Origin of the sequence: Ralstonia nicotianae, from assembly GCF_018243235.1 — a bacterium.
GTDB lineage: Bacteria > Pseudomonadota > Gammaproteobacteria > Burkholderiales > Burkholderiaceae > Ralstonia > Ralstonia nicotianae.
The window spans coordinates 1441426-1461435 of record NZ_CP046675.1 but is presented as its reverse complement, the minus strand read 5'-3'; the positions used below and the strand labels follow the sequence as shown (position 1 = coordinate 1461435).

Here is a 20010-nt window from a genome sequence, read left to right as displayed (position 1 = left end):
CGCCGCATGTGACGTTCCTGGGACGGCGGAGCTTGCCGATCAGCCCTCTCCGAATGTTGTGGCGGAACGAAACCTCAACTTGCACTTCGGGGCGCATTGGAATATGCTAATCATCATATGAAAAGAATCACCCAAAGCCCAAAGGAAATCACACACGAACGGATCGTGGAAGCCGCCGCGCGTGCAATTCGGCGCAGCGGTTACAACGGCACTAGTGTGGCCGATATCATGAAAGCCGCAGGACTAACGCACGGCGGCTTCTACGCGCATTTTGAGTCTCGTGAGGCGATGCTTGCCGAAGCGGCTGACCGCGCAGGGTCGGAAAGCGTGGCGATGATGGAGCACGTTGCTGCCACTACTCCACCCGAAGAAACACTTCGGGCGATGGCCCAAGCGTATCTTTCCCAAGAGCACTTGGAGGGCATGGAAACCGGTTGTGGTACTGCGGCGCTTGTCTCGGAAATGCCCCGACAAACAGCCGAAGTTCGGCGAGCTGCCACGCGGCGGATCAAGGAGATGATTGACCTCGTAACGCGCCAATTACCCAACTGGGGGCAACCTGGCGCGCATGAGCAAGCCCTCGTTATCGTCGCCATGATGGTCGGCACATTAACGCTCGCACGTGCCGTCGACGACCCCAAGCTTTCCGAGGCCCTGCGTGATGCCGCGCTAAGTCAACTGGGCCCCACACGCAGCAACTGACGATTAATGCCGCTACTTCTGCGGCACTCCTTTGCTCAGAAATATGACAATCATCATACGGACATCACGGCGGGCATGTCGTGCCAATGAAAAGCAACTGCCGGCCGCAACGCTTGGCAACTCCCACCGGTAGTCACAGCGAGGACAGCATGGAAAGAATTTGGCACAAGATCTATGGAAGCGACATTCCGTCCGAGATCGACCATCGCCGCTACCGTTCAGTCGCACAGCTCATTCAGGAGGCGGTGGAGCAATACGCGCACCTTCCGGCCTTTGTCGCGCTCGGTGGCGAACTCGCCTACCGGGACGTCGATCGTCTGTCTCGGCAGTTCGCGGCCTACTTGCAGGGCGAGCTTGGAATCAAGAAGGGGGATCGCGTCGCGTTGATGTCCCCGAATATCTTGGCCTTCCCGGTGGCCATGTTCGGCATCATCCGCGCGGGCGCAGTGCAGGTGAACGTCAACCCCCTCTACACGGCGCATGAGCTTGCACATCAGCTGGCGGATGCGGACGTCGACACAGTCATCGTTTTTTCCGGAGCGACAAAAACACTGGTCGAAGCGATGGAGTCCGTATCGATCCGCCATGTCGTCGTTGCCGAGGCCGGCGACCTTGGAGACAGCCCCTCTCCACGCAGCCCATTGCCGCGGGAGCTGACCAAATTTACGTGGTTCTCTGACGCAATCGATGCAGGCGCTGGACTCGTCTTCGAGCCGGTCGACCTGAATCACAATGATCTGATCTATCTTCAGTACACCGGCGGCACGACGGGTGTCCCCAAGGGAGCTGCTCTCTCGCACGGCAACCTCATCGCCAACATCCTGCAGTTCAAGTCCTTCGCGCCGCGCATTTTCGGGGAAGGCCGCGATCTGGTGATCACTGCGTTACCGCTGTACCACATCTTTGCGCTGATGGTGAACTGCCTGAGCTTCTTTTCGGCAGGCGCAAAGAATGTACTCGTAGCCAATCCACGCGATATCGATTCACTCGTCGCGACTTTTGAGAGACATCGCTTCTCCATCGTCACGGGCGTCAATACTTTGTTCGCCAACCTGATGGCACATCCCCGAATCCATCAAATTGACTTCTCTTCCCTTCGCCTGGCTCTTGGAGGGGGAAGTGCAATTCTGAAAGGGACTTCGGACAAGTGGCACTCGCTCACTGGACAGCACATCAAGGAGGGGTTCGGCATGTCGGAAACCTCCCCAATCGTCACCCTGAACCCTCTGCATCTTGGGGACTTCTCGGAGACCGTTGGCATTCCATTGCCGTCGACCGATGTGTCATTGCGCGACGATGACGGACATGAAGTCGCGATCGGGGAGCCAGGAGAACTCTGTGTGCGCGGCCCTCAAGTCATGCGCGGTTACTGGCGCCGTGAAGAAGACAATGCCACGTCCTTCTGGGCTGACGGTTTTCTACGCACCGGTGACATTGCCATATGCGATGCAAACGGATTCATCAAGATCGTCGACCGCCGAAAGGACATGGTGCTCGTCTCCGGTTTCAATGTGTTTCCCAACGAAATCGAGGCCGCGGTCGCTTCCTGTCCCGGCGTTCTGGAGTCAGCCAGCGTTGGTGTTCCCGACGGCAAGACAGGCGAAGCGGTGCACTTGTTTGTCGTCAAGGAGCCGCATGCGGAGCTGACTGAAGAGCAGATCCGCGAACACTGTCGTGCTCGCTTGGCAGCGTACAAGCAACCGAAGTTTGTTGAGTTTGTTTCTGAGCTGCCGAAGTCAGCGGTTGGCAAAACACTGCGAAGAGCTTTGCGATCCTCGACGACAGGGATAGAAACGTAGAAACATCATCGACTACCGAATCGCAACCACTCGGTAATTGCAGCCAATAACGCAGGCAAGTGCATCGGCGGAGCATCGCTTCGTAAGAAGCGTAGCGAAATTGGTGCAGCGATTCGATCGCCTTGCCCTCGTTTGCAAAGGACGGCGGATGCTGACCTGAGCGACAACCTTTTACAGCAGAGCGCATAGCGCTACTAACACCTCTGATTCGGAGAGCAGCAAATGAAAGCTGTACGTTTTCACAACACAGGCGGCCCTGAAGTTCTCACCTACGAGGACGTCCCTGACCCAACACCAAACGATGGCGAAGTTCTAATCCGGATCGAAGCGGTTGGAATGAACTTCGCGGACGTCATGCGACGGCGTGGGGACGACTATCCGGATCCGTCCCCTACGCCCTTCACATTGGGAGCGGAAGTCGCAGGTACTGTAGTCGCCGTTGGAAATGGAGTCACTTCGGTAGTCGTCGGGACACCAGTCCTTGCGACCCCAGGCGCAGGGGGATACGCGCAATACATTTGTGTTCCGGCGGCGCTTGTCATGCCACTGCCTCCTGGCATCGATTCCGTCCAAGCGGCAGCACTAGTGGGTCACGGCCTGACCGCCGCGCTATCGCTGCGGAAGGCTGCGCAACTGAAGGCGGGCGAAAGCGTCTTGATTGAAGCGGCTGCCGGCGGCGTTGGATCGTTCGCCGTACAACTTGCAAAGCTATACGGCGCCAGCAAAGTCATCGCCGCAGCCAGCACGCCGGAAAAGCGAGCTATTGCTGAACGTCTCGGGGCCGATGCGTCGGTCGACTACACCACGCCCGGCTGGGCTGACAAGGTGCGACAACTGACGGGCGGTCGCGGCGTAGACGTCGTGCTGGAAGTGGCTGGAGGTGACGTGGTCGGCCAAGCGCTTGACACCCTTGCACCATTCGGCCGGATGGTTTTTCTCGGACAGTCCAGTGGACAAAGCACCCAGATCGATCCTTGGCAGCTCACCGTGCCGAACCGCACTGTGACCGGGTTCTATATCGGTGCCTACTTGGCGTTCCCCGACCTAGTCCAGTCAACGCTGAATGAAATTATGGGATTCATCGTCACAGGAAAACTCAAGCTTCAGGTCGGAACAGTATTACCGCTCTCACAGGCGCCATTCGCTCATCAGCTTATGGAGGGACGACGGACCACCGGGAAGGTCGTCCTTCAGCCTTGGGCCGACCTCTGATACGGCAACCTCGCGCGTTGGCGATACGAACAAGCCATAACCAGAGCGACAAAGCCGCTCTTGCATAAGCAGTGGATCGAAATTCGTCGTGGGTGCCGGCGCCGCCTTTCCTGGACTGGATTTAGCACCCACTCAAGATATCGACAAAAATATTCAGGGAATGATTATGAAAGCACTAATCTTAAAACGATACGGAAAAGTCGATCAGCTCGATTTTTCCGACATTCCTCAGCCCGCGATAAAACCGGACGAGATCCTCGTTAAGGTTCACGCTGCAGGCGTGAACCCCATTGATTACATGATTCCGAAAGGAATGTTCAAGCCAATCCTGAAATTTAGGCTGCCGACAACGATGGGCAGCGATGTTGCTGGTGTGGTGGTTGATGTCGGGAATCGCGTGACGCGCTTCAAGCCAGGTGATGCAGTTTTCGCGAGTACCTTCGACCTCAATATCGGAACCTTCGCCGAATTTGCTGTCCTTCCAGAGCGCGCGGCCGCGATGAAGCCGACGAGCCTTGACTTCGTTGAAGCAGCCTCGGTTCCGATGGTCGGGCTCACATCTTGGCAAGCGCTCAAAGAGCGCGCACGCCTCAAGCGCGGACAAAAGGTATTTATCCCAGCAGGTTCCGGAGGCATTGGCACATTCGCCATTCAACTGGCCAAACACCTGGGAGCGAAGGTTGGAACGACCACCAGTACGGGCAATGTGCGACTGGTTCGCGACCTCGGAGCTGATGAAGTCATCGATTATAAAAAACAAGAGTTTGAAACAGTTCTAAAAGGATATGACATCGTCCTTGGCACAGTCAGGGGAGATGGAATTGAAAAATCCCTTCGGATATTGAAACCCAACAGCAACGTCGTCTCGCTAATCGGCCCGCCGGATGCTGCGTTCGCTCGGGCCAGAGGAATGAACTTCCTCATGAAAATTGTATTCGGCTTGCTTAGCGGAGGCATAATTAGAAAAGCAAAGAAAAGCGATATAAGTTACTCATTCTTATTTGTTCGCCCCGATGGCCACCAGCTTTCAGAAATAGCGGAACTTATCGATGCTGGAGCTATTCACCCGGTGATCGACAAGGTGTTTCCATTCAGTCAAGCAAAGGAAGCACTTGCCTATCTTGAAAACGGCCGAGCAAAGGGGAAAGTTGTACTGCAGATGGCATAGCGTGAGTTGGCTGCCGAGACGCCTTTCAGCCTCCGGGATGACCCCCGTCAAGGGGCGTTAGCTCGTGTAGGAGAACATCAACTCCGCGTGGGCACCCGAGAAGCAGCATTTCACCCGTCAGCGAAACGGCTTGTGTATGGACCAGACGCTAGGGCGGTTTTCGTTTGCCCGTCTCGTTGCTTTGACTAAACGGTAGCCATCGCTCGAACAATCGTTGTGTCTCTGAGCGCTCGTCTCTCTGTGAGCGCTCGGTTTTGGGCGTCGATGGAAATCGACGCATTTTTTCGTGCTGCATCCATGCGGGCTGATCTCTGAGCCGATGGACCGGCGTACCTCGCCCCTGTACGTTCCGGGCCCCGTGCGAGGCTGCACCCGCTGGTGCCTGTACCGGTTCAGAGTTGAGCGAACGATACAGCTGGCAGCAAGCTACGACATTGGCGGTCTGAAATTGGTGGCGCCAGCCAATAGTCGCACGACACGAATGGCAACGACTCGGTGCTTCGGACTGCAGCCGCAAGGCGACCAAACGTACTACGCAATAGATTGCGGCGCCTACCCAAAAGACCTCTCGAAATAACGTCGACGGATAGCGACCCGGTCCTGCTTGCACATCTTGGTAGGCTTTAGCGTGGAGAACGTCTTGAAGCTGTACGCTGCCCCACAATAATCGCATCGGAACGGCGTTTCTAGGAAACGGGCACTGAGTACGCACGGCGAGGCATAGCCACAGCGTCTACAGCCGGTCTGGAGGGGCTCTTGATGTGCCGGGCAACTGGATTCGCACTGCAGTTGGTGCAGCGTACTGTGGTACCCCCGGGCCAAGCACTTACGGCAGAACCGAAACTGCTCACAGTACGAACGATGGGCAAACGCGTCGAGCACCGAGCCGAGAAGCACCTTGGCTGGCAAGTGCAAAGTCTTGCGCAAGACGGGGATATTGACCTCACCGTGCACCGGTAAGACGCCAGAATATGGATCCGCGTGCAAGGACAAAGCGGCATGACGCACGACAACGTGACCAGATAGCTGATTCGCCTGCGCGAATTTCCAAAGAATGGAAATCAGCGACTCGCAGGGATCGACCCATTTCGGGTCAAAGGTGTAGCCTAGCGCGGGCGAAAGCAGGCTCGCATCAAACGAAAGAATCGGGAAGCGATTCTTTCGGGAACTATGCAGCGGCGATGATGTGCCCGGTCGCATGACGAGACTGGACATAGCCACATTGCTGTACAGCGTACGCCCACAATGCCGGCGCCGGGCTGTAGCCCGGTGCGTCTCGGGTCTCGCTGTCTTTCAGGACGATCTCGACGGCGCGCACGAAATACTCCATCGGGATTTCCATCTTGTAGGGCAGGCTTGCCTTGTGATGTGCCGCACTGAAGGCCTCCCAGAGTACAGTCGCATCGTTGACGAGCCGGTAGTTGGTGTCGAACGCTTGGGGGACATAAAACCTCGTGAAGGTCCAGGCGCTCGCCTCCGGGTAACAGGTCTCGTCATAGCCAAGCAAGCAGGTCGCGACATCGTCAGCGTCGCGTATCCCGTAGAACGGCAGCTCTTCAACCATGAGCCGGGCGATGATCTGCGTGGCCCCCGCCGCTTGCAGCGATTCTTTCTTGGCCAGCAACTCATCCTGTCCGACCAGGAAGGTGTACAGCTTGATCTGCTGCCGATCGAGCGTATCGTGAACGTCGCGCAGCCATTCGTACTCGTTGATGTTGTAGCGCTGTGCCTCGTCGCAAAACAGCAGAATCGTTCCGCTGCCGGCCCGGGCGGCGGCCTCCCGCAGCTTGTGGGTCAATCGGAACCGCTTGGCCGTGTTGTTTCCTGTCTGCGGCTCGGGATAACCGACAGCTTCGAGCAGGTTGGCGAAAAACGGCCCCTCCGCGTGCGTCGGCTTGTGCTCGCACTGTGCGTGGAAGGTCGAAATTTTTGGATGGTTACGGGCAAGCAGAAGCCGTACGTATTCGATCGCCCGGGTCTTGCCGATCCGGGAGGGTCCATAGACGAGCGCGCCCGGAATGCGGTACCGCAGGCATCGTGTGACCAGTTCATAGAAATCCTGGATCGCCGAGGTGGCAATCCTGTAGTTGCCAGTGACCAGCGGGTGCGTCGCCGGATCCACGGGGCGCGGGCGATCAACAGACATGATGGTCCTCCTTGCGAGCAACCGGCTATGAAATCAGTCCCGTACCAATCTTTAAGCGGCGCGGCACACCAGGCGCCGGCGGCGGCGAAACCTGATCTGCAGCGGCGACATTGGGAGTCAGCGCAGAAACAGGTACGCTCGGTCGCAGGGGTGTGTAGACCGTCGGCGCGGTCGACAGCATGCGGATGACGTGCGCGAGATCCGTGGCGGCTTTGCGCGTGTGTTTGGCTTGCGCCAACTTCTCCTGAACGAACGCCTCGATGACACTGCCTTCCATAGCCTTGCGCATGCCGCGCTTCTTGCGCCATTTCATGATCTCTTTCCTCAGCCGCAGATCATGAGGAACCAGGCCCCAGGCGCCCTGCGCCTGCAGTGGTCCCAACTCAGCTCCATCGGCGAGAAACGCCCGCACACCCCGCAAGTCTTCCACGTTGAAGTAAACGAGCAGCTTCATGCCGATCAGATGCGCTGCTGTCGCCAACGTGGTGCTGGTGTAGCGCACACCGTGCAGATTGATATGGGGTCGTACACCTTGACTCAGATACGCGCGCACCGTGCACCGGCACGCGGTCTGCATCAAGCACAGCGTGCGGCGTCGATGCTCGGCCAACCAGGAGAGCATGACCTGTCGGATACGAATCAGCCGTTCCATCGCTTCCAGCGGAGTGGCATTGTTCAAGCCGCTGTGTGGCGTGCCGTTGTAACTAGCGATGGCATATTCCACCAATTCCGTCAGTTCATCTGACGACAGGTACAGACGCAAATTGCCTTTCGGGTCGGACAGCGCACGCCGCAGGTCGCGCGGATGCGAGCCGGTATAGGCAGGCAGACGTGAGGAGAGCTCTTGCGCAATGGTCGCAAAGAACCGCTCAATATAGGGCCTCTCATCCGGATGGTGATAAGGGCCCGCATCCACGATGCATCCCACAAACTCACACAAGGCGCTGAGCGTCTCGTTCGCAAGGTTTGCTTTGGCGTTGTCGAGCTTGATCCATTCCCAACAAGCATAGGCGAGCTCGGGCATTTTCTGCGACGGCAAGCCATCGTGCTTGGAGTAAGCGAGGTTTGGGAGGGTAAAGACCATAGGACGATGGGGCTCGAGGGCCTTCTCCATCGTCTTGATCACGTCGTGGCGGCTGTACTCGCGCGCGAGCACCACGTGGTAGCCCAAAACCGCACGGGTACAGACGTCGATGATGACCAACAGCCAGATCCGCTCCATTTCGAACTCATGCTCGAACCCCAGAGGGTCACGCACGACCACCTTGAGCCGAACGTCCAGCCGGTGCCCATCGAATTCAACAACCTGATAGGGGCGCACGGCCGCAGGCGACACGGCGTGCCCTTCGTGCAGCGGCAGGCCCTTGAGGTGGGAAGCGCCCGCCGCGCGCGCAGCCTGACCGAAGGAGCGCAACAATTCCGCCTTGAGCACATTGGACAGCGAGCGAATCGCTAGATAGTCCATGCACAGGGGATAGTCCGTTGCCTTCAGGCCGAGCGAGCGACACTGCTTCAGGAACTCCTCATGCAGTGCTTTAAGGCCGCGAAGGCGCGTCTTGAGTTTGCCATCCGTGCTGATCTGGTGGAGCACGATCTTGCGTTGACGGATCTGTGCCCGGAGCCACTTTACTAGAGCAGGATGGCTCTCCAGCATTTGAGACATAGCGCCCGCCGTGCCGCGACTGCCTGTCTGTCCACGCAGGACAATCGGCGCGACGCGCGCATACTCAGCAATCCGCACATGAGGAATGACGGCACGAAAGCCCCAGATCCTCCCATCTGGATGGGTCTGCAGCGCGCGCTCCAGCCACCGGTACAACTGGCGCCGATCGACACCTGTGGATCGCTCAATATCGTCGATAGCGTCGCCTCTCACATAGCGCTCTAGCGCCGCAATTGACGTGCGTACCTGCCGCTGACGCTCGTCCGTGAGTTCTGTCCACGCGACAGCGGGCCAGGACGCCAGATCCAGATGCTGGAGCTCCGGTTTGCGGCGCATCAAGATTTCCCTCCCGGCGCCGAAAACAACGTAAGCAGCGACAAGGCTTCCGTATGCAAGATGGGGGCACACAGCCGACCCATGCGCAGCAGCTCATACACCGCTGTGCGAACCAGGACGGGATCCCCCGTCGCATACTCACGCTCAATGGTCAGCAACTGTCTCGGTTGCGTCGTAGCGAAACGCTGAATCGCCGTCATCAGGCTTGCAGCTGGCAAACCACGATTCGCCACAAGCGTAGGCAACATCCGTTGCCAGTTGTCGATCCACACGCGCACTGAAGCAAGCTCGGCCGGAGGCACTATGCGAATGTCGATTTGGGAATCGTCCAGTTGGCGCCCCTTCCCAACGGCCGCGCCTTCCTCGTCGTCGGCCTCCGAGAGTACGACCAACTCTTCGCGAGATTCATATCGCACCCAGAAGTCGGCCAGGTGCCGTTGCCCGTCCGTCAAGATGAACCCCGGCCTTTCGCAAAAGCTCTTGACTTCGGGATCGGCCTCCAGCCGAAGCCATTGATCGAGCGCGGCACGCCGATAGAAGGACGCACGGCGGCCCAGTTTGAGACTGAAGACCTCCAGTCGGTGCGCTCCACGGGGCCGCGGGATAGGGACCGGGCCATCGAATGATAGACTTTTCCCCATAAGATCAAGGCCTTACGAAGGGAGTGGAAGTCTAGGATGCCAATTGACGAATTTAATGCTGGCTTACACGCATTGACACCATTACTTCGCTTCGAACGTAAATAAGAGTGTCACTACATCCTCACGGCCGGCGTAACTTCGCCAACCTGTAGTGACACCTTTATTTTGTTCTACGACTTTCTCGCGCTGGCGCGGGAAGGCAGCCTGTCGGCCGCGGCGCGCCGGCTGGGCGTGGAGCACACCACCGTGGCCCGCCGCGCCGACGCGCTCGAGCAGGCGCTCGGCGTGCGGCTGTTCGACCGTCTGCCGCGCGGCTGGCGCCTGACGGCCGAGGGCGGCGCGCTGGCCGAGCAGGCCGGCCGCATGGAGCAGGAAGCGGCCGGCCTGGCCCGCGTCGCGGCGGGGGCCGGCAGCCTGCGTGGGACGGTGCGCGTCAGCGCGCCGCCGACCCTGGCCAGCCACGTCATCGCGCCCAACCTGGCGGCGCTGCGGCGCCGGTGGCCCGGCATCGACCTGGTCCTGCTGGGCGAGAAGCGCAACACCAACCTGATGGCGCACGAGGCCGACCTGGCGGTGCGGCTATCGCGCCCCACGTCGGCGGCGCTGGCGACGCGGCCGCTGGGCGATCTCGGCTATGGCCTCTATGCGACGCCCGAGGTGCTGGCGCGCCCCGAGGCGGAATGGGAATTCATCGGCTATGACGACACCCTGCGGCACATGCCCCAGCAGCGCTGGCTGGCCGCCTACGCCGGCGCGCGCCGCATGGTCCTGCGCTGCAGCGATCTGGCGGCGATCCACCGGGCCGCGCTGACGGGGCTGGGCGTGGCGGCGCTTCCGCACTTCCTGGTGTCCGCAGAAACGGGTACGCCCCTGCGCCGGCTGCCGGTCAGCGACCCGGCATTGCAGCGGTCGATCTGGCTGGTGATCCATCCCGATGTCCGGCGCTCGCCGCGCGTGCGGGCGGTGGCCGACGGGCTGATCGCGCTGTTCGAGGCGCAGCAGCACGCGCTGGCGGGTGCCTGAAGCGTCCGCAGAAATGGGTACGCTCCGGGGCAAAAAGACCGGCGCCGGGGTCTGGCGCCGGACGCGGACTCAGCCGCCCAGGTACGCTTCCAGCACGCGCGGATTGCCCAGCAGGCGCTGCCCGCTGTCGGCCAGCACGATCTGGCCGGTTTCCAGCACGTAGCCGCGCTGCGCGATCTTCAGCGCCTGCCGCACGTTCTGCTCGACCAGGAAGATGGTCAGCCCTTCGGCGTTGATGGTGCGCAGGATGCGGAAGATCTCCTGCACGATGATCGGCGCCAGCCCCATCGACGGCTCATCGAGCAGCAGCACGCGCGGCCGCGCCATCAGCGCCCGGCCGATGGCGAGCATCTGCTGCTCGCCGCCCGACAGGTTGCCGGCCATGCCGTCGATGCGCTCCTTCAGGCGCGGGAACAGGTGGAACACGCGCTCCAGATCCGAGGCGATTTGGCTGCGGTCTTTCCGCGTATAGGCGCCCAGCTCCAGGTTCTCGCGCACCGTCATGGTGGTGAGCGTGGCACGGCCCTCGGCCACCTGCACGATGCCGCGCTCCACACGCTTGTGGGCAGACCACTGCGTGACATCCGCCCCCTCGAACAGGATCTGGCCGCGCACCTCACCCTGCGACTTCGGGATCAGCCCCGAGAGCGCCAGCAGCGTGGTCGACTTGCCCGCGCCGTTGGCGCCGACCAGCGATGTGATCTCGCCCGCGTTGAGCGCGAAGTCGATGCCCTTGACGGCCGCGATGTGCCCGTACGACACCTCCAGCCCCTTGACTTCCAGCAGCACGGTCATGCCGTCACCTCCTGCGCGGCCGCACCGCCTTCGCCGTCATCGGCGTCGCGGCCCAGGTAGGCCTCGATCACCTGCGGGTTGTTGCGAATCGCCTCGGGCGGCCCTTCGGCGATGATGCGGCCGAAGTTCAGCACGGCGATCCGCTCGCACAGGCCCATCACGAAGCGCATGTCGTGCTCGATCATGAAGATGGTGTAGCCGCGCGCCCGGATGTTCTCGATCTCGGCCATCAGATCGACCTTCTCGCCGGTGTTCATGCCGGCGACGGGCTCGTCGAGCAGCAACAGCTTCGGCTCGGTGGCCAGCGCCCGCGCGAGCTCGAGCTTGCGCTGGTCGCCATAGGAGAGGTTGTCGGCGATATCGCCCGCCTTGTGGTCGAGCTTGACCCACGACAGCAGCTCCAGCGCGCGATCGCGCGCGCGGCGCTCGGCGGCGCGGTAGCCGGGCAGCGACAGCAGCAGGCCCGGTGCGCCATAGTCCAGATGCCGATGCATGCCGACCACGACGTTCTCCAGCAGCGTCATCTCCTTGAAGATGCGGATGTTCTGGAACGTGCGGGCGATGCCCATCTGCGTGATCTGGTGCGGCTTCTTGCCGACCAGGCTGGTGCCGCCGAAGGTCAGCGTGCCGCCGGTCGGCTCCAGCAGGCCGGTGATCAGGTTGAACACCGTCGTCTTGCCGGCGCCGTTGGGGCCGATCAGGCCGAAGATGGTGCCCTGCGGCACCTCGATGTTGACGTCCTGCAGGACCGACAGGCCGCCGAAGCGCTTGGAAATGGATGCGAGCTTGAGCATGGCGGCCTCAGTGCGATTCATTGGAGGCGGCGGACGCGCCCGGCATGGTGCCGCCGCGCTTCATGCCGAACCAGCGCGCGAAACGCGCCGGGTCCCAGATGCCCTTGGGCAGGAACAGCACGATCAGCATCAGGATCAGGCCGTTGACCACCAGGCGGAAATCCTTGAACGCGCGCAGCAGCTCCGGCAGCAGCGACAGGATCACGCTGCCCAGCACCGGCCCCGTCAGGCCGCTGGTGCCGCCCAGGATCGCCATGGTCAGGATCTCCACGCCGCGGTCGAAGCCGAATTCCGACGGGCCGATGAAGAACGTGAGATGCGCATTGAGCGCGCCCGCCAGGCCGGCGATCATCGCGCCCAGCACGAAGGCCAGCAGCTTGGTGCCCGCCACGTTGATGCCCATCAGGCCGGCGGCGGTCTCATCCTCCTTGATGGCCTCGAACGCCCGGCCCACCTTGGAGCGGCGCAGGCGCGCCAGCACGAACAGCGTCAGCGCCACGGCCAGCGCCACGTGCCACCACTCGGTCAGCTGCGGGATGCCGTTCAGGCCGAGCGCGCCGCCCGTCCACGATTCGGTGTTGAGGATCAGCACGCGCACCACTTCACCGAAGCCCAGCGTCGCCATGGCGAGGTACACGCCCGACAACCGCAGCGTCGGCCGGCCGATGATGACGGCCACCACGGCCGGTGCCAGCATGCCGCCCAGCAGCGCCACCGGGAACGGCATCTCGGCATTCATCGTCAGCAGTGCGGAGGTGTAGGCCCCGATGCCCATGAAGGCCGCATTGGCCATCGCCAGCAGGCCGCACGACAGCGTCAGGTAGATGGACAGCGCCAGCAGCGCATTGATGCCCAGCGTGAGCACCAGGTTGCTGTAGACCGACCAGAAATTATCGAACCATTCCATTGCGGTCTCCTCAGGCCTTGCGTTCGAGCACCTTGCCGAACAGCCCTTGCGGCCGCACCAGCAGGATCAGGAACAGCAGGCCGAACGCCACCGCGTCGCGCATGGTCGAGCCGATGTAGGCCACCGACAGCACCTCGGCGAACCCGAGGAACAGCCCGCCCAGCATCGCGCCGCGAATGTCGCCCAGGCCGCCCAGGATGATGACCGCGATGCCCTTGTGCAGCATCGGCTGGCCCATCAGCGGAAACACCGCGTTCGAATACAGGCCGATCAGCACGCCGGCCAGCCCGCCCAGCGCCGCCGCCGCGAACGACGTCAGCAGGAACAGGCCCTCGACATTGATCCCCAGCAGCGCCGCCGCCTTGGGCGACTCCGCGATGGCGCGCAGCGCGCGGCCCAGCTGCGTGCGCTTGAGCAGCAGCATCAGCGCCGCCATCAGCGCGAACGACAGCACGATGATGCCCAGCTCCAGCGGCGTCAGGTGAACACCGCCCAGGTCGAGCGACGCATCGGAGACGAGCCCGGCCGGAAAGCGCAGGTTCTCCGCGCCGAACACGCCCTGCATGGCGTTGTTGATGGCGATGCCCGCGCCGATGGTGGCGATCATCGGGATCAGGTGGGGAGCGTTGCGGCGGCGCAGCGGGCGCAGCAGCAGCACATCGATGATGAGGCCCGCCACGCCGCTTGCGGCAAAGCCGACCAGCAGCGCCGCCCACAGCGGCAGTTCGAAATGCGCCACGACCTGCAGCGCCGCGTAGGCGCCCAGCATGAACACTGCGCCGTGCGACAGGTTGATCACGCCCAGGATGCCGAAAACCAGCGTGAATCCCAGCGCGAACAACGCATACACGCAACCGAGCGACAGCGCGTTGACGAGTTGCTGTTCCAGCATGATGAATCTGATGAAGGTGTGGCGTCGCGCCACAAAAAAGCGATGGGGCGTAGGTTCAGCTACGCCCCGCGTCCGGTGCCCGAAGCGTGCCGAAGATTACTTCTCGATCGTGTACTTGCCCGCCTTGGTCACGCTGACGATCGGCGTCTGCACCGCGTCGTAGCCGGCCGGCTTGCCGCGCGCCGTCACCTGGCGGAAGGCGAACGCGCCGGTGGCGCCGGTGTGCCTGACCGCCGGCAGCGCATCGCGGATGGCCTTGCGGTCCGCTTCCAGGTTGCCGCTGAACTTGACCGTCTTCAGCGCCTGGGCCGCGATGTGCATGGCGTCATACGCCTGGGCCGCGAACTGGTCCGGGGCAGCCTTGTACCTGGCGGTGTAGGCGGTGATGAACTTGCTGTTCTCGGGCGTGTGGTTCTCGATCGACCACGGGCTGCCCACCCACAGGTTGTCGGACTTGTCGCGGGCCAGATCGAACACCTTGACCGAGTTCATGCCGTTGCCGCCGATGATGGGCACGTTCAGGCCCAGCTGGCGCGCCTGCACCATGATTGGACCACCCTCGGCGATCAGCGCGGAGAGCACGATCGCATCCGGATTGGTCGCCTTGATTTTGGTGAGCTGGGCCTTGAAGTCCACGTCGCCCTTGGCGAAGGTCTCGGTGGCGGTGACCGGGATCTTCAGGTCTTCGAGGGCCTTCTTGAAGTTGTCGTAACCGCTCTTGGTGAAGACGTCGTCGTTGCCGTACAGCACCGCGACCTTCTTCACGCCGGCCTTCTTGACCACGGTCTGGATGGTGGCCGGCAGCACGTCGGCTTCGGTCACGGAATTGCGGAAGACGTGGTCACCGATGCTGGTGATGCCATCAGCGGTGTTGGAGGTGCCGAACACGACGGTCTTGGCGCCCTGCGCGATCGGGTCGGCCGCCTGCGCCGAGTTGGACAGCGTGGGCCCGAACACCATCGCCACCTTGTCCTGGAAGATCAGCTTCTTGAAGACGTTGATGGCCTCTTCCTTCTTGCCCTGCTCGTCTTCGATCACCAGCGCGATCTTGCTGCCGTTGATGCCGCCGGCGGCGTTGATCTCGTCGGCGGCCAGCTGGAAGCCGTTGCGGATGGCCGCGCCGTACTGGGCGGCACCGCCCGACAGCGCCTCGGCCACGCCGATCTTGATGTCCTGGGCCGCGGACGCCGTGCCCGCCGCCATTGCCGCCCCCGCGGCCGCTGCCGTCACCAGCAGCCGTTTGATGATCTTTTGCATGTGAACCTGCTCCTTGTATCCGTCGCGATTGCGATCCGTCTCGAAGATGCACTGGCCCAACACCGTCGCTTCCCCGCATGCGCCCTGCATCGCGTCCGGCCGCGCCAGCCCGGAACCCCGCGACCGGAGACGGTCGGCAAGGTGCGGCAGGCCTGCCGGGCGGGCGATGCCGGATCGGGCATGCTCGCGCCGGAAGTGCGTCGGAGTGTGAAGCGAAGGCGCCTTGGGTACAGCGCTCTCGTGCGACGCGCCAAGGTGGCGGCGCGCGCAGTCAGTCGCGGGACTTTACCGGAAAGCGCACGACCGTGCGATAGGGAATTCTCCGCCACCCGCCCCGGCGGGGGATCGCCGTGGCGCGGCGCGACGGCGCGGGCATGGGGCACCTGAGCTCTGCGTACCCATTTCTGCGAGCGCATCCGGGCGGCTCGGCCATCCGCCGCCGCGGGCCGTACCCGTTTCTGCGTACGCCGCACAGCCCCGTTCAGGCGGTGTCGGACGCACCGGACTGTGCGGCATCGAGGCCGACGAACAACCCCTTGCCGCGCGACTTGGCCTCGTACAGCGCCTCGTCGGCCGCCTCGAACACGGCACTCAGCGCCGGCGTGCCGGCGTCGAAGCCGGCGATGCCGATGCTGGTGCCGACCTGCACCACGGCCTCGCCCAGGCGGAACGGCCGGCTGCACGCCGCAAGAATGTGGCGCGCCACCGCCCTGGCGTCGTCGGGCCGCGCCAGCCGCTCCAGGATCACGGCGAACTCGTCGCCGCCGAAGCGCGCCACGCCGTCACCGGGGCGCACGGTGCGCGCCAGCCGCTGCGCAAAGCGCCGCAGCAGCGCATCGCCCACGGCGTGCCCGTGCGTATCGTTGACGACCTTGAAGCCGTCCAGGTCAAGCAGCAGCAGCGCGCCGGCCGTCCCATCGCCGCATGCCCGCGCGAGCGCCGCCGACAGGCACGCCTCGAAGCCCGCGCGGTTGAGCAGCCCGGTCAGGTGGTCGGTGGTCGAGAGCGCGCGCAGGCGCAGCTCCTGCTTCTTGCGCTCGGTGATGTCGAGCGTCACCGCATGCACGCCCGCGACCCGGCCCGCCGCATCGAACTGCGGGATGCAGTTGATCTCCTCGCAGCGGTACCGGTCCCGGTCGGGCACCTCGTGCTCGAAGACGACCGTCTCGCCCGCGAGCGCCCGGCGCAGCGGACCGCGCATGATGGCGTAGGCGCCCTCGCCCAGCACCTCGCGCACGGCGAGGCCGAGCATGGCGGCGGTGGGCCGGCCGAACGCCTTTTCGTAGGCGGCATTCAGGAAACGGAAGCGCTCGTCCGCGTCGATGAAGGCGACGAGCGCGGGCATCGCATCCGTGACGGTCTGCAGGGTCTCGCGGCTGCGCTGCAAGGCCTCCTTGGCCGCCTTGTCCTGCGTGATGTCGCGCATGATCGACGAGAAATACTCGATCTGCCCGATCGGGTCGCGGTGCACGATGACCATGTGGTTGATCGGCACGGCACGGCGCTGCGCATCGAACACCGTGGTCTCGCCGATCCACACGCCGTCGCGCGTGGCCGCCGGCACGGCCACCTCGCGCAGCCATTGCATGGTGTCGTCCGGATAGAACACATCGACGCGGCGGCCGCGCACGTCGGCATCCGGCGCGACGCCCGCGAAGCGGCGCCCCGCCGGGTTGATATAGGTGACGCGGCCCTGCCCGTCGGTCTGGGCGACGAAGTCGGTGGTGGAGTCGAGAATCTGGGTCAGCACACGCGAGGCCTGCTCGGCGCGGGCGCGCACGGTGATGTCCTCCATCGCGCCCACGTGGCCGACGACCTGGCCCTCCACGCGCACCGGCGCGGTGTTGACGACCAGCAGGCGCTCGCCGTGGCCGGGCACGAGCACGCGCAGCTCGGCGCGATGGCCGACGCCACGCGCCACGGCATCCGCCCAGCCCGCCGTGACGGCCTCGCGGTCCTGCGGATGCAGCTGCGCGAGCCACGCGCCGGCGATCGCCTCATCATGCGCGAGGCCCAGCAACCGGCGGCAGGCTTCGTTGGCGTAGACCATGTGGCCGGCCGCGTCGCAGCGGAACAGGCCGAGCGGCGAGGCATCGTTGACCGCCTCCAGTTCGGCGCGCTGCCGCACGACTTCGTCCATCAGCTTGCGGAACGCCGTCGAGACGGCTTCGATCTCCGCCGAAGCGCCGGGCAGTTCGGCCGGACGGATCCCGCGCAGGTCGGTGGCCGACAGCTGCGTCATGGCCGCATGCAGCCGGCCCAGCGGACGCAGCAGCCACAGCATCGCCGCCCACACCGACACCCCGATCAGCGCGGCCAGCGCCAGCAGCGACCAGCGGAAGCGGTCGCGCATCGCATTGAGCTTGCGGCTGGCCTCCTCGCCGGGCAGCACGGCGGCCAGGGTCCAGCCGGTGGCGATCACGTCCTGGGTGGTCACCACGTCGCCGCCCCAATCGGGCAGCGCGGCGGGATCGGCATGAAACGCCGCCGCGATCTCGGGGTCCGCATCGAGCGGCGCGAGCATCTTGTCGGCGGACGGATGAACGATGAAGAGCGGCCTCGACCCGCGCTCCACGAGGTAGACGCGGCCGGTCTCGCCGATCCGCATGTCGCGCAGGTCACCCAGGAAGTTGGGCTTGAGCAGGTACAGCCCCGCGCCGATCAGGCCGATGATGCGGCCCTCCCTGTCGTGCACCGGCGCGGCGAACGTGACCACCGGCTCGCCGCCGACGCGGTTGCGCAGCGGCGCGGAGATGGTCGGCTGGTCGACCACCATCACCTGCTTGAAATAGTCGCGGTCGGCGATGTTGATGCCGATCACCCCCTCACGATACGGCGACACCGCGGTCACCGTGCCGTCGGCGGTGGCGAGGAACACGCTGTCGAACAGGCCGGCGGCCGGCGCGATCGACGCATTGAACGCGGCCTCCTGCTCGGGGCTGGTGATTTGCACGGTGGTCATCTGCCGGGCGGTGCGCTCCAGCAAGCCCAGGTAGATGTCGAGCCGCTGCCTGAGGTTGTTGGCGGATTCGCGCACCAGCGCAGTCTGCTGGGTCTTGATCTGGCGCATGACCTCGCGCCGGATCGGCTCGCGCTGCGACCAGCCGAACAGGCCCACCACCGCCACGCTGATGGCGGTTGCCATGATCGCCGCCTGCGACTTCAGGGTGAGTTTCATCGAAGATGCGGCCGGCCCGCCATCGTGACGCCACCCGCACACGGCTTTGACGGATGGCCGTTGTCGGGCCGCCGGCCGGCCGGGGCCCGCCCGCCTAGCGGCGCGCGCACACGTAACCGGCGGAGCGGGCCGCCAGCGTGCCGGGCCGGATGCGCATCCAGTGTGCGCCGGCGGCGGTATCGGAATCGAGCGTGGCGCCGTCCGGGCCGCGCACCACATAGTCGACCAGGCGGATGCGCTGGCGGCGGCAATCGATCTCCTGGCGCGACAGGATCACCGTGCCCGGCCGGTAGCGGGCGCCGTGGCTGCGGCGCTCGCCGCGCTTGAGCACCGTGCGCGCCAGGAACATCCTGTGGCCGGCGCGATCCGAGCGCAGCGACGCGCGATCGATGGACGCCGACACCGAAGTGGTGGCCAGGTACTCATGCCAGCGCGCCGCGCTGGCCGGCGCCGATGCCCACGCAGTGCCCAGACCGGCACCGCACACCAAGATCCACTGCCACACACTGCGTTTCACGACGATCACCTTGCCTGCCCGATTCCCAAGCCCGCGGCGGACGCCGTGGCCGGAATATATTGTAACAATCGGGTTGCGCCCCCCGGTCCGCCCGACCGACCGGTAAAACCGGGGCACTTCGCGGCATTGACCGGGCACCGCGTGCAGTAACATGGCCCCCTCCCGCCGCGCCTGCCACCATGACCGTTCCGCTCTCCGCGCTCGCCGCCCATGCCATCGCCGCCATCGCGCTGGCCTGCATCCCGATCGGCGCCTGGTTCTGGCTGCGCCGGCGCTTCGACCTGGCACGGCGCGACATCGGCGTGGGCGCGGCGGTGTTCGCCCTGTTCGTGCTGGTGCTCGAACGCACCCTGCATGTCTATCTGCTGCAGCTCAATCCGGTGACCGCGCAATGGCTGCGCGTGCCGGCGCTGTTCGTCATCTACGGCACGCTGATGGCGGGCCTGTTCGAGGAAAGCGGGCGCTGGCTCGGCCTGCGCTTCCTCACACGCCGGCCCGGCGATGCGGCCACGCCGGTCGCCTATGCCCTCGGCCATGCGGGCATCGAGGCCTGGCTGGTGGGCGTGGCATCGCAGGCGCAGATGGTGATGTTCGGCATCGCCGCCAACCGCGGCGATCTCGACGCACGCCTGGCCGCCAGCGGCGCCGAGGCGATGACGGCAACGATCCACGCCCTGCTCGCGCAGCTCTCGCCGTGGCTGGCCGCGGGCGCGGTGGCCGAGCGCATCGCCGCGATGCTGGTGCAGTTCGCGCTGACGCTGGTGGTATGGCATGCGGTGCGGCAGCGGCGCCCCGTGCTGCTGGGGCTGGCGATCGTGCTGCACGCGCTGGCCGACCTGCCCGCCGCGCTGTACCAGGTGCATGCGGTACCGCTGGTGGTGACAGAAGGCATCTACACCGTGATCGCCCTGTTGCTGGCGGCCACCTGCTGGCCGCCGCAGGGCGGCCGCAAGCCGGGCGCATCGCCGCTGCGCTAGCGG

At 64.0% G+C, this 20010-nt stretch carries 16 protein-coding genes and 1 pseudogene; 7 read left to right on the top strand and 10 right to left on the bottom strand.

The features are described 5' to 3' along the window. The first annotated feature begins 117 nt into the window (after window positions 1-117). From GO999_RS22390 to GO999_RS22375, 5 genes and pseudogenes are all read left to right on the top strand, one after another. On the top strand, window positions 118-702 hold the full coding sequence (locus GO999_RS22390) for a TetR/AcrR family transcriptional regulator (RefSeq protein WP_111395597.1): 585 nt from the start codon (window positions 118-120) through the stop codon (window positions 700-702). A gap of 149 nt (window positions 703-851) precedes the next feature. Next, window positions 852-2501, top strand: coding sequence for an AMP-binding protein (locus GO999_RS22385; protein WP_211906892.1), 1650 nt, complete (start codon window positions 852-854; stop codon window positions 2499-2501). A 222-nt stretch (window positions 2502-2723) separates the two neighbouring features. After that, window positions 2724-2993: pseudogene (locus tag GO999_RS25060) on the top strand (alcohol dehydrogenase catalytic domain-containing protein); the annotation flags it as partial. A 48-nt stretch (window positions 2994-3041) separates the two neighbouring features. Beyond that, window positions 3042-3713 (top strand): quinone oxidoreductase family protein, encoded by a 672-nt coding sequence (locus tag GO999_RS22380; RefSeq protein ID WP_249215133.1) that lies wholly within the window; start codon window positions 3042-3044, stop codon window positions 3711-3713. 166 nt (window positions 3714-3879) lie between these two features. After that, entirely contained in the window at window positions 3880-4881 is a 1002-nt protein-coding gene (locus GO999_RS22375) for an NADP-dependent oxidoreductase (RefSeq protein WP_211907205.1), read from the top strand. A 1168-nt stretch (window positions 4882-6049) separates the two neighbouring features. Here the strand turns inward: GO999_RS22375 and GO999_RS22370 are convergent. The 3 genes from GO999_RS22370 to GO999_RS22360 are packed head-to-tail and all read right to left on the bottom strand — an operon-like array spanning window position 6050 to window position 9667. Next, window positions 6050-7027 carry an AAA family ATPase gene (locus GO999_RS22370; protein WP_211906890.1) on the bottom strand — a complete coding sequence of 326 codons (978 nt, stop codon included), beginning with the start codon at window positions 7025-7027 and terminating at the stop codon, window positions 6050-6052. A gap of 25 nt (window positions 7028-7052) precedes the next feature. Further along, window positions 7053-9026, bottom strand: a complete 1974-nt coding sequence (locus GO999_RS22365; protein ID WP_211906889.1) for a TnsB C-terminal domain-containing protein — start codon at window positions 9024-9026, stop codon at window positions 7053-7055. After that, window positions 9026-9667 (bottom strand): hypothetical protein, encoded by a 642-nt coding sequence (locus GO999_RS22360; RefSeq protein WP_211906888.1) that lies wholly within the window; start codon window positions 9665-9667, stop codon window positions 9026-9028. The genes GO999_RS22365 and GO999_RS22360 overlap by 1 nt, the downstream gene beginning before the upstream one ends. A 165-nt stretch (window positions 9668-9832) precedes the next feature. Here GO999_RS22360 and GO999_RS22355 point away from each other — a divergent pair, with 165 nt between their 5' ends. Beyond that, window positions 9833-10690, top strand: a complete 858-nt coding sequence (locus GO999_RS22355; protein ID WP_249215088.1) for a LysR family transcriptional regulator — start codon at window positions 9833-9835, stop codon at window positions 10688-10690. Between the two features lie 69 nt (window positions 10691-10759). On the opposite strand, the gene GO999_RS22350 is transcribed toward GO999_RS22355, so the two are convergent. From GO999_RS22350 to GO999_RS22320, 7 genes are all read right to left on the bottom strand, one after another. Then, window positions 10760-11485, bottom strand: coding sequence for an ABC transporter ATP-binding protein (locus GO999_RS22350; protein WP_011003338.1), 726 nt, complete (start codon window positions 11483-11485; stop codon window positions 10760-10762). Next, entirely contained in the window at window positions 11482-12279 is a 798-nt protein-coding gene (locus GO999_RS22345; RefSeq protein ID WP_211906887.1) for an ABC transporter ATP-binding protein, read from the bottom strand. The genes GO999_RS22350 and GO999_RS22345 overlap by 4 nt, the downstream gene beginning before the upstream one ends. A 7-nt stretch (window positions 12280-12286) precedes the next feature. Next, entirely contained in the window at window positions 12287-13186 is a 900-nt protein-coding gene (locus tag GO999_RS22340) for a branched-chain amino acid ABC transporter permease (RefSeq protein WP_211906886.1), read from the bottom strand. A 10-nt stretch (window positions 13187-13196) separates the two neighbouring features. Continuing rightward, window positions 13197-14078, bottom strand: coding sequence for a branched-chain amino acid ABC transporter permease (locus tag GO999_RS22335; protein ID WP_020425356.1), 882 nt, complete (start codon window positions 14076-14078; stop codon window positions 13197-13199). 96 nt (window positions 14079-14174) lie between these two features. After that, on the bottom strand, window positions 14175-15335 hold the full coding sequence (locus GO999_RS22330; protein WP_211906885.1) for an ABC transporter substrate-binding protein: 1161 nt from the start codon (window positions 15333-15335) through the stop codon (window positions 14175-14177). A 481-nt stretch (window positions 15336-15816) separates the two neighbouring features. Continuing rightward, window positions 15817-18513, bottom strand: coding sequence for a sensor domain-containing diguanylate cyclase (locus GO999_RS22325; RefSeq protein WP_211906884.1), 2697 nt, complete (start codon window positions 18511-18513; stop codon window positions 15817-15819). A gap of 94 nt (window positions 18514-18607) precedes the next feature. Then, the gene (locus tag GO999_RS22320; protein WP_020425357.1) at window positions 18608-19039 is read right to left on the bottom strand and encodes a surface-adhesin E family protein; all 432 of its coding nucleotides are present in this window, start codon (window positions 19037-19039) and stop codon (window positions 18608-18610) included. Window positions 19040-19209: 170 nt separating this feature from the next. Between GO999_RS22320 and GO999_RS22315 the strand changes: the two genes are divergently transcribed. Next, window positions 19210-20007 (top strand): YhfC family intramembrane metalloprotease, encoded by a 798-nt coding sequence (locus tag GO999_RS22315; RefSeq protein ID WP_211906883.1) that lies wholly within the window; start codon window positions 19210-19212, stop codon window positions 20005-20007. Window positions 20008-20010 lie beyond the last annotated feature (3 nt).